14 protein-coding genes are annotated in these 13621 nt (G+C 68.2%); 5 read left to right on the forward strand and 9 right to left on the reverse strand.

What is annotated here, in order from left to right; genetic code table 11:
- A complete protein-coding gene (locus D0D37_RS30290) occupies positions 1 to 420 on the reverse strand; it encodes a nuclear transport factor 2 family protein (RefSeq protein ID WP_244223726.1) in 420 nt (139 codons plus the stop codon).
- Positions 421 to 554: 134 nt separating this feature from the next.
- Between D0D37_RS30290 and htpG the strand changes: the two genes are divergently transcribed.
- Both htpG and D0D37_RS30300 read left to right on the forward strand, forming a co-directional pair.
- On the forward strand, positions 555 to 2453 hold the full coding sequence (gene htpG, locus D0D37_RS30295; protein ID WP_116204012.1) for a molecular chaperone HtpG: 1899 nt from the start codon (positions 555 to 557) through the stop codon (positions 2451 to 2453).
- A gap of 66 nt (positions 2454 to 2519) precedes the next feature.
- Positions 2520 to 3857, forward strand: a complete 1338-nt coding sequence (locus D0D37_RS30300) for an 8-oxoguanine deaminase (protein ID WP_116204013.1) — start codon at positions 2520 to 2522, stop codon at positions 3855 to 3857.
- A gap of 131 nt (positions 3858 to 3988) precedes the next feature.
- Here D0D37_RS30300 and D0D37_RS30305 read toward each other — a convergent pair whose 3' ends face one another.
- Positions 3989 to 5383, reverse strand: coding sequence for an FtsW/RodA/SpoVE family cell cycle protein (locus D0D37_RS30305; protein WP_116204014.1), 1395 nt, complete (start codon positions 5381 to 5383; stop codon positions 3989 to 3991).
- Between the two features lie 161 nt (positions 5384 to 5544).
- Here D0D37_RS30305 and D0D37_RS30310 point away from each other — a divergent pair, with 161 nt between their 5' ends.
- Entirely contained in the window at positions 5545 to 6231 is a 687-nt protein-coding gene (locus D0D37_RS30310; protein WP_116204015.1) for a DUF998 domain-containing protein, read from the forward strand.
- On the opposite strand, the gene tatB is transcribed toward D0D37_RS30310, so the two are convergent.
- The 7 genes from tatB to D0D37_RS30345 form a co-directional block, all read right to left on the reverse strand.
- Entirely contained in the window at positions 6232 to 6594 is a 363-nt protein-coding gene (tatB, locus tag D0D37_RS30315) for a Sec-independent protein translocase protein TatB (protein ID WP_116204016.1), read from the reverse strand. It abuts the gene before it with no gap.
- 36 nt (positions 6595 to 6630) lie between these two features.
- Entirely contained in the window at positions 6631 to 7239 is a 609-nt protein-coding gene (locus D0D37_RS30320; RefSeq protein WP_116204017.1) for a TetR/AcrR family transcriptional regulator, read from the reverse strand.
- Positions 7236 to 8582, reverse strand: coding sequence for a nucleobase:cation symporter-2 family protein (locus tag D0D37_RS30325; protein ID WP_116204018.1), 1347 nt, complete (start codon positions 8580 to 8582; stop codon positions 7236 to 7238). Before D0D37_RS30325 ends, D0D37_RS30320 begins: the two co-directional genes overlap by 4 nt.
- Before the next feature lie 70 nt (positions 8583 to 8652).
- Complete coding sequence (gene pucL, locus D0D37_RS30330) at positions 8653 to 9543, reverse strand: factor-independent urate hydroxylase (protein WP_116204019.1); 891 nt, start codon at positions 9541 to 9543, stop codon at positions 8653 to 8655.
- Position 9544: 1 nt separating this feature from the next.
- Positions 9545 to 9862 carry a hydroxyisourate hydrolase gene (gene uraH, locus D0D37_RS30335; RefSeq protein WP_116204020.1) on the reverse strand — a complete coding sequence of 106 codons (318 nt, stop codon included), beginning with the start codon at positions 9860 to 9862 and terminating at the stop codon, positions 9545 to 9547.
- Positions 9863 to 9944: 82 nt separating this feature from the next.
- Entirely contained in the window at positions 9945 to 10430 is a 486-nt protein-coding gene (gene uraD, locus D0D37_RS30340; RefSeq protein WP_116204021.1) for a 2-oxo-4-hydroxy-4-carboxy-5-ureidoimidazoline decarboxylase, read from the reverse strand.
- A gap of 92 nt (positions 10431 to 10522) precedes the next feature.
- Complete coding sequence (locus D0D37_RS30345) at positions 10523 to 10999, reverse strand: helix-turn-helix domain-containing protein (protein WP_116204022.1); 477 nt, start codon at positions 10997 to 10999, stop codon at positions 10523 to 10525.
- Positions 11000 to 11107: 108 nt separating this feature from the next.
- On the opposite strand from D0D37_RS30345, the gene allB reads away from it, so the two are divergent.
- Complete coding sequence (gene allB / locus D0D37_RS30350) at positions 11108 to 12436, forward strand: allantoinase AllB (RefSeq protein ID WP_116204026.1); 1329 nt, start codon at positions 11108 to 11110, stop codon at positions 12434 to 12436.
- 4 nt (positions 12437 to 12440) lie between these two features.
- Positions 12441 to 13460 carry an allantoicase gene (alc, locus tag D0D37_RS30355; protein ID WP_116204023.1) on the forward strand — a complete coding sequence of 340 codons (1020 nt, stop codon included), beginning with the start codon at positions 12441 to 12443 and terminating at the stop codon, positions 13458 to 13460.
- Positions 13461 to 13621 lie beyond the last annotated feature (161 nt).

Consider the following 13621-nt stretch of genomic DNA (forward strand, 5'->3'; position numbering starts at 1 on the left):
TCAGCTGCGGCAGGCTTCCGCGATGGCCGCGGTGTCCCAGTAGAACGGCCGCACCTCGGCGATCCGCCCGTCCTCGATCCGCAGCGTCTGCAGGATCGGGAACTCCAGCTCCCGCCCCGTCGCGCGCGCCCGGGCGCGGACCTGGGTGAGCACCACCGACGTCGCGCCGAGGGCGAGGAACTCCTGCTCGCCGATCTCGAACGACTCCCAGATCCGGCTCATCTCGAGGAAGAACTTCTCCAGTCCGGCGTGGCCGTGCCAGTCGCCGCCGAACGGCAGTCCGCCGGCCTGGTGCAGTACGACATCCTCGGCGAAATACGGGGCCAGCGGGGCGAAAGAGGCCGAACCGGGGCCGCCGGCGGCGAAATACTCGGCTTCGGCTCGGTACATGCCGTTGAGCACGGCAGCGGGATCAGTCACGGCCGTCAGCCTGGCCGCGCTCCGACGGTTCCGCTGGCGGCAATCGGACTTCGCGGTCTCCGCACGTTTCGTCGTACGCGCTCGGTAGACTTCAAGCCGGTCTTTTCGAGGGCGGGAAAGGAAACACGAAAGCCATGTCTGAGGAAACCGGGACGGTCGAGACGCTGGAGTTCCAGTCCGAGGCGCGCCAGCTGCTGCAGCTGATGATCCACTCGATTTACTCGAACAAGGACATCTTCCTGCGCGAGCTGGTCTCCAACGCCTCCGACGCGCTGGACAAGCTGCGCCTGGAGACGTACCGCGACAAGGATCTGCAGGCCGAGACCGAGAACCTGCACATCGAAATCCTCCTCGACGCCGAGGCGCGCACCCTCACCGTGCGCGACAATGGCATCGGGATGAGCCGCGACGACGTCGTCAACCTGATCGGCACCATCGCGAAATCCGGCACCGCCGACTTCCTGCGCAAGCTGAAGGAGTCGAAGGAATCCGCGGGCCAGGACCTGATCGGGCAGTTCGGCGTCGGCTTCTACTCCAGCTTCATGGTCGCCGACAAGGTCACCCTGGTGACCCGGCGCGCGGGCTCCGACGAGGGCGTCCGCTGGGAGTCGACCGGCGAGGGCATCTACACGATCGAATCGCTCGCCGACGCTCCGCAGGGCACCGCGGTGACGCTGCACCTCAAGCCCGCGGACGACGAGGATCACCTCTACGACTACACGTCGCCGTGGAAGGTCCGCGAGATCGTCAAGCGCTACTCCGACTTCATCACCTGGCCGGTGCAGATGGCCAAAGAAGGCACTGCGACGAAGGAAGAAGACGACGCTGGCGGTCTCGAGACCGTCAACTCGATGAAGGCGCTCTGGGCGCGTTCGAAGGACGAGGTCTCCGACGAGGAGTACCACGAGTTCTACAAGCACATCAGCCACGACTGGACCGACCCGCTCGAGACGGTCCGGATGCAGGCCGAGGGCACCTTCGAGTACCAGGCGCTGCTGTTCCTGCCCTCGCGCGCGCCGGTGGACCTGTTCATGCGGGACGCGAAGCGCGGCGTGCAGCTGTACGTCAAGCGCGTGTTCATCATGGACGACTGCGAAGCGCTGATGCCGAACTACCTGCGCTTCGTGAAGGGGGTCGTCGACGCGGCGGATCTGTCGCTGAACGTGTCGCGGGAGATCCTGCAGCAGGACCGGCAGATCCGCGCGATCCGGCGGCGGCTGGAGAAGAAGATCCTCTCCACGGTCAAGACGATGATGACCGAGGACGCCGAGAAGTACGCGACGTTCTGGTCCGAGTTCGGCCGCGCGGTCAAGGAAGGCCTGATCGACGACCCGGAGAACCGGGAGCAGATCCTGGAGATCTCGTCGTTCGACTCGACGCACCACGCGGACAAGCCGACCTCGCTGCGCGACTACGTGTCGCGGATGAAGGACGGCCAGGAGCACATCTACTACCTGACCGGCGATTCGCGCACCGTCATCGAGAACTCGCCGCACCTGGAAGCGTTCCGCGCCAAGGGGTACGAGGTGCTGATCCTCACCGACCCGGTCGACGAAATGTGGACGGAGTCGGCGAGCGGCTTCGACGGCAAGACGTTCCAGTCGATCGCGAAGGGCGAGGTCGACCTCGGCGACGAGACGTCCGAGGAGAAGAAGGCCGAGTACGAGGACCTGCTGAAGTGGATGTCGGCGACGCTGACCGACACCGTCAAGGAGGTCCGGCTGTCCTCGCGGCTGACGACGTCGCCGTCCTGCATCGTCGGCGACGCGGGCGATCTGACGCCGACGCTGGAGAAGATGTACCGCGCGATGGGGCAGGAACTGCCGCCGGTGAAGCGGGTTCTGGAGCTGAACCCGGAGCACGCGCTGGTGACCGGTCTGCGCAAGGCGTTCGCCGAGCACCCGGAGGACACCTCGCTGGCCGAGACGGCGGAGCTGCTGCACGGGATGGCGTTGTTGGCCGAGGGTGGCGAGTTGAAGGACCCGAGCCGGTTCTTGGGGCTGGTGGCGGATCGCGCGGCTAAGGCGTTGTGAGGGTTCTCGTGAGTGGCTACGCCGGTTAGAACCGGCGTAGCCACTCACGAGCTTGAGGAGGTTCGCATGAGGACAGTCGTCGAGAACGCCGCGATCGCGACGGTCAGCGGTCCCGAGTACCGCAACGGACACGTCGTCATCGAGGACGACCGCATCGCCGCGGTCGGCGACGGCGCCTTCACCGGCGAGGCAGACGAACGCGTCGACGCTGCTGGCTGCCTCGTCACGCCGGGCCTCGTGAACACGCACCACCACCTCTACCAATGGGCCACCCGGGGCCTCGCCGCCGACCACACGCTGTTCGAGTGGCTGGTCGCGCTGTATCCGGTGTGGGCCAAGCTGGACGCGGACATCACGCATGCGGCGGGCAGCGCCGGAATGGCCCGGCTCGCCCTGACCGGCTGCACCACGGTCGCCGACCACCACTACGTCTTCCCGACCGACGGCGGCGACCAGGTGGCCGCGCTCGTCGCCGCACGGGAGCGGATCGGCTTGCGGCTGCACTTGGTCCGCGGCTCGATGGACCGCGGCGAATCGGACGGCGGGCTGCCGCCGGACAGCCTGGTCGAGACCGCCGAGGACGCTCTCCTCGGCACCGAAGCCGCGATCGACCGCTACCACGATGCCTCGCCCGGCGCGCACCTGCAGATCGCGGCAGGCCCGTGCTCGCCGTTCACCGTCACCGAGCGGCTGATGGCTGACTCGGCCGAACTGGCTCGCCGCAAGGGCATCCGGCTGCACACGCACCTGGCCGAAACCCAGGACGAGGAAAAGCAATGCCTCGCCGAAACCGGTCTCACGCCTGCTGAATACGCGGACAAACTGGGCTGGCTGGCTTCGGACGTCTGGCTCGCGCACACCGTGCACCTCGCGCCGGACGCGATCCGTCGTTTCGGAGCGACTGCTACGGGTTCCGCGCACTGCCCGACGTCGAATGGCCGTCTGGGCAGCGGAATCGCTCCGGTACGGGACTTGCTCGACGCGGGCGCACCGGTCGGATTAGGCGTCGACGGCGCGGCTTCCAGCGAATCCGGCGGCTTGGCCGAGGAGTTGCATCAGGCGTTGCTGCAGGCCCGGCAGCGCGGCGGACCCACGGGGTTGACCACACGGGAAGCGCTGTGGCTCGGCACGATGGGCGGCGCGCGCTGCCTCGGCCGGGAGCGCGAAATGGGCTCGGTGGAGGTCGGGAAGCTCGCGGATCTGGCGGTGTGGGATCTGAACGGGCTGAACTACGCGGGTATCGACGACCCGGTCGCGGCCTTGGTGCTGGCCGCGCCGCCGCCGCTGCGGAAGCTGTTCGTGGGCGGTCGAACGGTGGTGGACCGGGGGCAGCTGAAGTCCGCGGACGAGACGGCGATCGCGGGAGAGTTGGCGAAGGCGAGCGCTCGGCTGCGGAAAGACTGACCCGCGCCCGACCGACGACCTGTCGCGTGTCCGGCGGACGGGTCAGCCCACGACCTGACGCTCCACTCCGCGCCTGCATTCCCTCCTCGTCCTGAGGCAAACGAATGGTCCTGGCTGCGGCACCCGACAGCTCATCGAGGACGTCTGACCAGCACCGTTCCCGCATCAGCCAACGGCGCTCGCACCGCCTGCACCGGATCCGTCGCGCTCGGCTTGCGCGCCGCGTCCGAAATCCGCAGCAGCAGCGCGACCAGGATGTAGTTCGCGAGCAGCGACGAGCCGCCCTTCGACAGGAATGGCGCGGTGATGCCCGTTTCCGGGATCAGCTTCGTCACGCCGCCCACGACGACGAAAATCTGCATCACCACGGTGAACGCGAGCCCGCCGCCGAGGAGTTTGCCGAAGCTGTCGCGGACGGCCAGCGCGTGCCGCATTCCGCGCAGTGCGATCAGCAGGTACAGCATCAGCACCGCGGCCAGTCCGAGGAAGCCCAGTTCCTCGCCGATGCTGGCGGTGATGAAGTCGGTGTTCGCCTCGGGGACGATGTCCGGCCTGCCCGCGCCCAGGCCGGTTCCGCCCATGCCGCCGGTGCCGAGGCCGAACAGCCCTTGCGCGATCTGGTAGCCGCCGCCTGCCTGGTCGTAGGTCGCGAGCGGGTCCATCCAGTTCGCGACCCGCTGGCGCACGTGGTTGAACAGGAAGTACGCCAGCACGCACCCGCCGGCGAACACCGTCAGCCCGGCGTACACCCAGATCGCCCGCTCGGTCGCGAGGTAGATCATCACCAGGACGATCCCGAAGAACAGCAGCGAGGCGCCGAGTTCCTTCTCGAACGCCAGCACCGCGACGCAGCCGAGCGCGGCGATGACGATCGGCCCGAGGTCGCGCGCCCGCGGCAGTTCGACGCCGAGCACCTTCCGCCCGGCGACGCGGAACAGTTCCCGTTTCGCCACCAGCGTGGTCGCGGCGAAGACGATCAGCAGCAGCTTCGCGAACTCGCCGGGCTGGATCGACAGCGGGCCGATCTTGATCCACACCTTCGCGCCGCCGGCTTCCGACAGCGACGCCGGCAGCAGCGCGGGCAGCAGGACCGCGACGAACCCGGCCATCCCGGCGAGATAGCCGTAGCGGGTCAGCACGCGGTGATCGCGCACGAACCCGAGCACGGCCAGGAACAACGCCAGCGCCACCACCGTCCACAGCACCTGCTGCCCGGCGACGGCCGAATACGTCTTGCCCCGCTGCACCGCCTGCTCGGCGAGCCCTAGGTCGATCCGGTGGATCACCACCAGGCCAAGGCCGTTCAGCAGCACGGTGCACGGCAGGATCAGCGGGTCCGCGTGCGGTGCCCAGCGCCGGACCGCGATGTGCGCCACCGCCGCGACCGCGGTGAACGACGCGCCGTAGCCGACTATCGAAAAGTTGATCTGCCCGAGTGCGTTCGCGTCCACGAGCAAAAACGCGAACCAAACGATCGCCACCGCGAGCAGAAGCAGCCGCAATTCCGTACCGCGCGCGGCAGGCATGAATTTCCCGTCTTTGGCAAGCAGTGAACTGCCGCGAGCGTAGTCGCGATTTCTGGCAGGACGCTGAGAATGCGCGGCAATTCGGTCGGACTGTCCGAAATCGGCGAGCCCCCGGCCGCGATATGCTTCGGAAAATCGGACGGGCGAGCGGAGAACCAGAGGTGGCGACAGAACTGACCCCGGTGCCGGTCCAGGCGCTGGCGCCAGCCCCGTCGGCGAAAGGAACGAAACGCGCGCTCGGCGCGGCGGTGGCCGCGGTGCTGCTCGCGGCGGTGTTCCTGGTGGTGCTGCACGTCGACCGCTACTGGGGGCCGATCGATCCGGTCAGCGCGATGCTCAGCGACTACGCCTGGACTCCCGGCTGGTGGATGTGGGCGGCGGCGATGCTGCTGACGTCGGCCGGTTCGGTCGTGGTGGCGGCGGTCCTGCGCCGCCGGGGGCTTCTGTACGGGCCGCTGACCGTCCTCGCGATGGCCGCCTGGTGCGCCGGGCTCGCGGCGGTGGCGTTGTTCACGAAGGACCCGCAGGGAAATGCGGTGACGTGGGTCGGCAAAGTGCATCTCGGCGCGACCGGGGTCAGTTGTGTGAGTTTGCCGTTAGCCGGCTGGCTGCTCGGCTGGACGCATCGGAATTCGCCGCGATGGCGAGGTTACGCGCGCTGGTCGCGCATTCTGGCGTTGGCCGCGGTGCCGTTCTTTCTGCCGTTTCTCATTCCGTTCGTGGCTAATGTCGCATTCGGGCAGCATCTGCCGACGGTCGCGACCGGGCTCGTGGAACGGGTGATGGCCGTGCTCGAACTGGTCGAACTGCTGGTGCTGGCCGGATGGGCGTGGCGCGCGGCCGAATGATCAGGTGGCGTCGGGGTCGACCGGCGGCCGCTCGCCCGCCCGCAACGGAACCGCCACCGGGGCCGGAGCCGGCGTCGAGACCGGGCTGGCGACCGGGGGAGTGTCGTCGAACAGGTACTTCGTCATGGCGGCGCGGGGATTGCCGATCCGCAGGGACTGCAGTTCCTGCAACGGTTTCCGCAGCTCCTGGTACTCCGGGCCGAGTTCCGCTTCCAGCTGGGCTTTGGTGCCCGCGGCGAACCCGCGGATCCGCTTCACAGTCTGCGCGACCCAGTGCGCGGCCTCGGGCAGTCGCTCCGGGCCGAGGATGAACAACCCGGCGAGCAACAGAATCACGATGTGGTCGATGCTGAGACCGAACACCGGCCACCTCCTGCGGACCCGGATGTTGGTTTCAGCTTAGCTGTCCCCGGTGCGGCGTTTCCCGTCGTCACCCAGTTCGGTCAGCAGCCGTCGCGCTACGTCGACCACGGCCGCGCCCGCGACCGCCATCGGTTCAGTCGTCCGCATGGAGCGGCACAACACGAACGCGCCTTCCAAGCTGGTGACCAAGGCGAGCGTGAGCGTGCGCGCGTGCTCCTCGGGAAGGCCGAAGGCGGAGAATCCCTTCGTGCCCGCTTTGGTCCACGCCTCGAACACGTCCGCGGTGGCCTTGCGCAGGGGTTCGTTCGTGGTCGCCACTTCGAGCGCGACGGTCGCGATCGGGCAGCCTTCGACGTAGTCCGTGTCGAGGAGCGTGGTGACCGCGCCCGCGAAGAACGTTTCGAGGCCGGTGATCAGGTCCGGCGCCGGGGCGATGAAGATTTCGAACAGCTGCGCGTACTGCATCCCCGAGGTGCGTACCACTTCTTCGCCCAGCTGCTCCTTGCCGCCGGGGAAGAAGTGGTACACCGACCCGAAGGGCGCGCCGGCCTTCTCGACAATCTGCTTCATGCCGGTGCCGGCGTACCCGCCTTGGCGGAACAACTCCGCCCCGGCGGCGAGGATGCGGTCCTTGGTGCCAGTCACGCCACCGAGGATAACTCCTTGACAGTAGAGCGTTCTATCAAGCGCGGCCGGAGCACCAGGTTGAGCGCCACCGCGGTCACGCAGCCCGCGCTGATCCCGGAGTTGAGCACGACCTGCAGCGCCGCCGGAAACCCGGAGTAGAAGTCCGGCATGACGATCGGGATCAGCCCGACGCCGAGCGACGCGGCGACGATCGCGACATTGATCGGATGCTCGAACGACGCCTTCGCGAGCGTCCGGATGCCGCTCACCGCGACGCTGCCGAACAGCACCAGCCCGGCCCCGCCGAGCACCGGCTGCGGCACCAGCGCGACGATCCCGCCGGTCACCGGGAAGACGCCCAGCAGCACAAGCACCACGCCGCTGGCCGCGACCACGTACCGGCTCACCATGCGGGTGAGCGACACGAGTCCGATGTTCTGCGCGAACGCCGTGCAGGCGAACCCGCCGAAGATCGTGCCGACTGCGGTGGAAAGCCCGTCCGCGCGCAGGCCGTCGGCCAGTACTCGGCTGGTGGTCGGCCGGTCCACGATCTCGCCGAGCGCCAGCAGGTCGGCGGTGCTTTCCGCCATCACCACCAGCATCACGATGAGCATCGAGACGATCGCCGCGACATCGAACGTCGGCGTGCCGAAGTGGAACGGCGTCACGATCCCGAACACCGGGGCCTGCTGCAGCGTCGAGGTGTCGACTTGGCCGAGCGGCCACGCCGCGGCGGTGCCGACGACCAGGCCGAGCAGCAGCGCGATCCGGCTCCAGAACCCGGTCAGGAACCGGGTGAAGACGAGCACCGCGACCAGCGTGATCCCGGCCAGCACGAGCCCGCTGGGCTTGGCCGACTTGTGCTGCGCGGCGATCCACTGCACGGCGACCGGCAGCAGGGAGATCCCGATGAGCGTGATGACCGTCCCCGTCACCACCGGCGGGAAAAACCGCGTCAGCTTGGAGAAAAACGGTGCGGCGAGCACTACGAACACGCCGCCGGCGAGCGTGGCGCCGTAAACGACGCCCAACGCATTGCCGTCGCGATGCTGCGCCGCGATGGACAGAATTGGCGCGACAGCGGCGAAAGTGACGCCGTTGACCAGCGGCAGTCTGGAGCCGAAGCGCCAGAAACCGAGGGTTTGCAACAGGGTGGCCAGTCCCGCGGTGAACAGCGCCGCGCTGATCAACAGCGTGAGCTGGCCGGGGGAAAGACCGACGGCTGCGCCGATGACGAGCGGTGGCGCCACCACTCCGGCGTACATGGCCGCGACGTGCTGGATTCCTCCGAGGATCAACTGCGGCAGCGGAGGCCGCACGTCCACGGGGTGCCGAGAAGGTCGTTCCTGTGTAACTGACATGCGCTCTCCCGGAGGTGTCGTGAGTGGCGGTCACGGTTAGAACCGTGATTGCCGCTCACGAGGGGCGGGGCTAGAGCACGGCGTCGGTCCAGGCCGGGCCGGGCTCTTCGGCTTCGTCGCGGACCACCGTGCCTTCGATGAGGCCGTACGGTCGGTCGGCGGCGTAGAACACCTCGTTGTGGTTCTCGAGGCCGAAGGGGCTTAGATCGACGAGGAAGTGATGCTTGTTGGGCAAGGAGAACCGGATCTCGGCTACCTCCGGCCGGGCTTGCAGCACGGCTTCGCCCATCGCGTACAGGGTCTGCTGCAGCGAAAGACTGTGCTTGGTGGCGAACGTCTCCAGGAGCGTCTGCCGGATCGCCCGATGGCTCTTGGCCCAGTCGATCCCGGTGAATCCCTCGTAGCGCCAGCGCGCGGTCACGGCGGTGGCGAGAATGCGGTCGTCGGTTTCGACGAGCGTGGTGTATTCGTCCTGCGGGTACCCATGGAATTCGGACCCGGTGGACTTGAGCACCACGAGACCATCCAGTCCGGACACGACCCAGGCGCGGTCGGCGTGCACGGTGACAGTGGTGGTGCGGCGTTCGCCGCCGGAGCTGCTGAACGAGTGGTCGTGCGGCGCGCCGTCCACCGAGATGCGGTCCCACTCCTGCTCTTCGACGGAGATCCGCGCCCCGGTGATCTTTTCCTGGGTGTCCACGAAACGCCTGCCGAGCCGGAGGGCGAAGTCTTCGATCTCGCCGATCTCCTGCTGCTTGGCGAAGGCGTACACCGTGTTCTTCTGGGTGTCGGTGGCCAGCACGGCGGAGTTGTCGCCGGTGAGGTGCGTGGCCGACAGGTCGCCGCGCAGCGCCGAGGACACCGTGAGGTCGCGCAGATGGTGCACGCCGCCGGTGCGCCGGACGGTGACGAGGCGGACCTCCGCCTTGCCGTACTGGTTGGGGCCCAACGAGATTCCCATGTCAGCTCCCGCGATAGGTGGAATAGGCGAACGGGCTCAGCAGCACCGGCACGTGGTGGTGCGACGTGCCGTCGACGATCCGGAAGGCGATGGTGACGTCGGGGAAGAACGCCTCCGGGCCGAGGTAGCTCCCGGTGTCGAAGATCAGCCGGTACACCCCGGGGGCGAGCGTGTCCGGGCCGAGGTCGCGGATGCGGCCGTCGTCGTCGGTGGCGCCCTCGGCGAGCAGCGAGCCGTCCTGGCGCTCGAAGCGCACGGCGATCCCGGCGGCGGGCTTGCCGGTGGCGGTGTCGAGGACGTGCGTAGTCACGAGGCTCATGCCGTCGCCTCCTTGACGAGTTTCACGCTGCCAGCCTGGGAGGCGACGGCATGAATATCCATGATTCGCTTGCAAGCGGCGCTCATGCTGTTACCGCTTTCGCCAGGCGCAGTTGCGCGATCTTGGCCAGCTCCGCGCCGGCGACGTCGAGTTCGGTCTCCGGGTCGTTGCCGAGCCGGGACCGCAGGTTCGCGAGCAGTTCCTCGCCGCTGCGCCCGCTGGCGCACACCAGGAAAACGTGGCCGAAGCGTTCCTCGTAGGCGGCGTTGGCGGCGGCGAATTCGTCCGCATTGTCCACTCCGGACTGTTCCGAACGCGACCAGTCGGCATCGGAGCCCTTGCTGGTCGGGCGTTCCCCGATCCTCGGGTGCGCGGCGATCGCGTCGCGGATCTCGTTGCGCTGCAACGGAGTCGCACTGTCCGCGCTCTTGCTCAGCGCGGCGAAATCGGCATACGGGCGGCCGTCGAGCACGGTATCGACCCAGCGCGGCACGGCCAGACAGGCAGTGAGCGTCGGCCGGAGTTCGGCGGCGGATGCGGAGTTGAACTCGGCGAGTGCGAGCGGCAACGGAATCTCCTCCGGGGAGGTGGTGTTCCGCTGACCGTACGGCCGGGTCGAGCGTGCGTCAACACTTTGTTGAATCGCAACCGGCCGTGGTTTCAGTCCGCTTCCCGGTTGAGGTAGTTGTAGACCGTGAACCGCGTGACGCCCAGTTCCTCGGCGACGGCTGAAACCGATTTCCGCAGGTTGAAGGCCCCTCGCTCGCGCAGCAGGCGCACCGCGCGCTGCTTTTCCGGGCGGTCGAGTTCACGGAGTTTCGAGCCGAGTTCGCGTTCCACGTCGGAGATCAATCGCGAGAGTGCGCTGTTGAGTTCGACCGCCGGAACGGTGTCGGAATCGTCGGTCCGGCGCAGTTGCAGCGTCACCCGGGTGGCCCCGCCTTCGAGGGCGGCGCGGGCGATCGACGGCAACGCGGCGAACAGGTCTTCGGCGCGGCCGCGGGCCAGGGTGCCGAGCGGGCCGAAGTCGGTGTCGAGCCCGGCCGCGTCGGCGGCGTCGCGGGCGCGGACGGCGTGCTCCGGCGGCGCGCCCTCGCCGCGGAACGGCTCGCTGGTGAACTCGGCTTCCAACTCCACCCGGTGACCGTAACGTGGTAGGGACGGCGTTGACGAGCCGGGAAGTTCGTGTCTAATCTCGGTGAGCGAAAGACTCTTTCCGTAACGTGGAACTGGAGGGTGCCGTCGATGGACCTCGTGGTGCGGGCTGCGCGTGCGGTGACCCCCGCCGGTCTGGGACCGGCGACGATCGGCGTGCGGGACGGCCGGATCGTCGCGGTCGAAGCTGGCCTGGTCGAGATGCCGGGCACGCGGGTCGTCGAACTGGTCGGGGACGAGGTGCTGCTGCCCGGTCTCGTGGACACTCATGTGCACGTCAACGACCCCGGCCGCGCCGAGTGGGAGGGCTTCGAGACCGCGACGCGCGCGGCCGCGGCCGGTGGCGTCACGACGATCGTGGACATGCCGCTCAACAGCCTGCCGCCGACGGTCGACGTGGCCGCGCTGGAGGTCAAGCGCAAGGCGGCGAGCGGCCGGGTGCACGTGGACGTCGGCTTCTGGGGCGGCGCGATTCCCGGCAACGAAGGCGATCTGCGCGGGCTGCACGACGAGGGCGTCTTCGGCTTCAAGTGCTTCCTGCTGCACTCCGGCGTTGACGAATTCCCCCCGCTGGACGCTGCTGGCCTGGAATCCGCGCTGCGCGAGCTGAAGTCGTTCGACGCGCAGATGATCGTGCACGCAGAGGATTCCGAAGCGATCGACGCGGCTCCTGACCCGCACGGCGAGAAGTACCACGACTTCCTCGGTTCCCGTCCGCGCGGCGCGGAAAACCTGGCCATCACGCATGTGATCGAAGCGGCCCGGCGCACCGGTGCCCGCGCGCACGTCCTGCATCTGTCCTCTTCGGACTCTCTGCCGCTGATCGCCAGCGCGCGCCGCGAAGGTGTCGCGCTGTCGGTGGAAACCTGTCCGCACTACTTGTCGTTCGTCGCCGAGGAAATCCGGGACGGGGCAACGCAATTCAAATGCTGCCCGCCGATTCGCGAGGCAGCGAACCGGGAATTGCTGTGGCAGGGTTTGGCGGACGGCGTGATCGACACGATCGTCAGCGACCATTCGCCGTGCACGCCGGAGCTGAAACGCTTCGACACCGGCGATTTCGGTCTCGCCTGGGGCGGCATTTCCAGCCTGCAGCTCGGCCTGCCCGCGATCTGGACGCAGGCCCGGCAGCGCGGCTTCGGCCTCGTCGACGTGGTGCGGTGGATGGCCGAGCGTCCGGCCGCGCAGGTGGGGATGACGCGCAAGGGCAAGCTGGAAGTGGGCTGTGACGCCGATTTCTGCGTCTTCGCGCCTGACGAAGCCTTCGTCGTGGACGTCGCGAAGCTCGCGCACCGCAACCCGGTGAGCGCGTACGACCAGCGTCCCCTCGCCGGCGTCGTGCGTGGCACTTGGCTGCGCGGCGAGCCGGTGACCGGCGACGAGCCGAAGGGGACTTTGCTGACCCGGGGCAATTGCTGAAGAGATGGAGGAGCACGTGTCCGACCGTCCGGAGTGGACTACCCAGCCCGATCTGGCCTCGCGCCTGTTCGGGGGCACCGTGATGTGGGCGAGCGACGAGCTGTTCGCCGAAAAGGAAAACCTGGTCAACCCGTGGCGGCCGGCGCACCGCGCCGAAACGTTCGGTCCGAAGGGCCAGGTGTACGACGGCTGGGAGACCCGGCGGCACCGCGAACCCGGCGACGACCACGCCCTCGTCCGCCTCGGCCTAGGCGGCGTGGTGTCCGGCGTTGTCGTGGACACGGCGTTCTTCAAGGGCAACTTCCCGCCCTTCGTGTCCGTGGCGGCGACTTCGGTCCCCGGCTACCCGAGCGCGGGCGAACTGCAGGACGCCGACTGGGACGTCCTGGTCGACCACGAACCCGCGGTCGGCGACTCGGAGAACTACTACAAGGTGACGTCCCCGCGTCGCTACACCCACGTCCGCCTCACCCAGCACCCCGACGGCGGCGTCGCGCGCCTGCGGGTGCACGGTTCGCCGGTGCCCGACCCGGCGCTGCTGGACCCGCGCTCGCTGGACCTGGCAGCTTTGGAAAACGGCGCGGTCGTCACCGGGTGCAGCGACATGTTCTATTCGTCGCCGAACAACATGCTGTCGCCGGGCCTCGCTGCGCACCAGGCAGAAGGCTGGGAAACCGCCCGCCGCCGCGACGACGGCAACGACTGGGCGACAGTACGGCTCGCGGGTGCGGGTTTGGTCCGGTTCGTGGAGCTGGACACCAGCAACCTCAAGGGAAACGCACCCGGCTGGGCTTCAGTGAGCGGCCGCCTCGACGAGGGCGAATGGGTAGAACTGTTGCCGCGCACCAGGTTGCAGCCCGACACCCGGCACCGCTTCGCCCTGGCCGACGACGGCCCCGAGGTGACCGAGATCCGCCTGGACATCTACCCCGACGGCGGCCTCGCCCGACTGCGCCTCTTCGGCGAGCTGAGCAAGCGCGGCCGGGAAGCCGTGACCGCGCGGTTCGCCGAAACCTCCGACTGAGTTCTGGTCCGTGAAGGGCTCCTTGAGGGAATCTGACCTGGATCCACCGGTGTTTGTGGTGTTGTAGGCCGTGTCTGGACGCGCAGATGCCCTCTGGCCTGGGATGATTGTTCTTGCGAAGGAAAAATCAGTCCGAGGGAGAGGGCATCTGCTGGATGCGA

This window comes from Amycolatopsis circi (genome assembly GCF_003385235.1).
In the GTDB taxonomy this organism is placed as follows: domain Bacteria; phylum Actinomycetota; class Actinomycetes; order Mycobacteriales; family Pseudonocardiaceae; genus Amycolatopsis; species Amycolatopsis circi.

What these genes read in the sequence shown, in the direction of transcription:
- D0D37_RS30305 (WP_116204014.1), bottom strand. Translation starts at nt 5,383, where the DNA reads ATGCCTGCCGCGCGCGGTACGGAATTGCGGCTGCTTCTGCTCGCGGTG.
- alc (WP_116204023.1), top strand. Translation starts at nt 12,441, where the DNA reads ATGGAGGAGCACGTGTCCGACCGTCCGGAGTGGACTACCCAGCCCGAT.
- htpG (WP_116204012.1), top strand. Translation starts at nt 555, where the DNA reads ATGTCTGAGGAAACCGGGACGGTCGAGACGCTGGAGTTCCAGTCCGAG.
- allB (WP_116204026.1), top strand. Translation starts at nt 11,108, where the DNA reads ATGGACCTCGTGGTGCGGGCTGCGCGTGCGGTGACCCCCGCCGGTCTG.
- uraH (WP_116204020.1), bottom strand. Translation starts at nt 9,862, where the DNA reads ATGAGCCTCGTGACTACGCACGTCCTCGACACCGCCACCGGCAAGCCC.
- D0D37_RS30300 (WP_116204013.1), top strand. Translation starts at nt 2,520, where the DNA reads ATGAGGACAGTCGTCGAGAACGCCGCGATCGCGACGGTCAGCGGTCCC.
- D0D37_RS30325 (WP_116204018.1), bottom strand. Translation starts at nt 8,582, where the DNA reads ATGTCAGTTACACAGGAACGACCTTCTCGGCACCCCGTGGACGTGCGG.
- pucL (WP_116204019.1), bottom strand. Translation starts at nt 9,543, where the DNA reads ATGGGAATCTCGTTGGGCCCCAACCAGTACGGCAAGGCGGAGGTCCGC.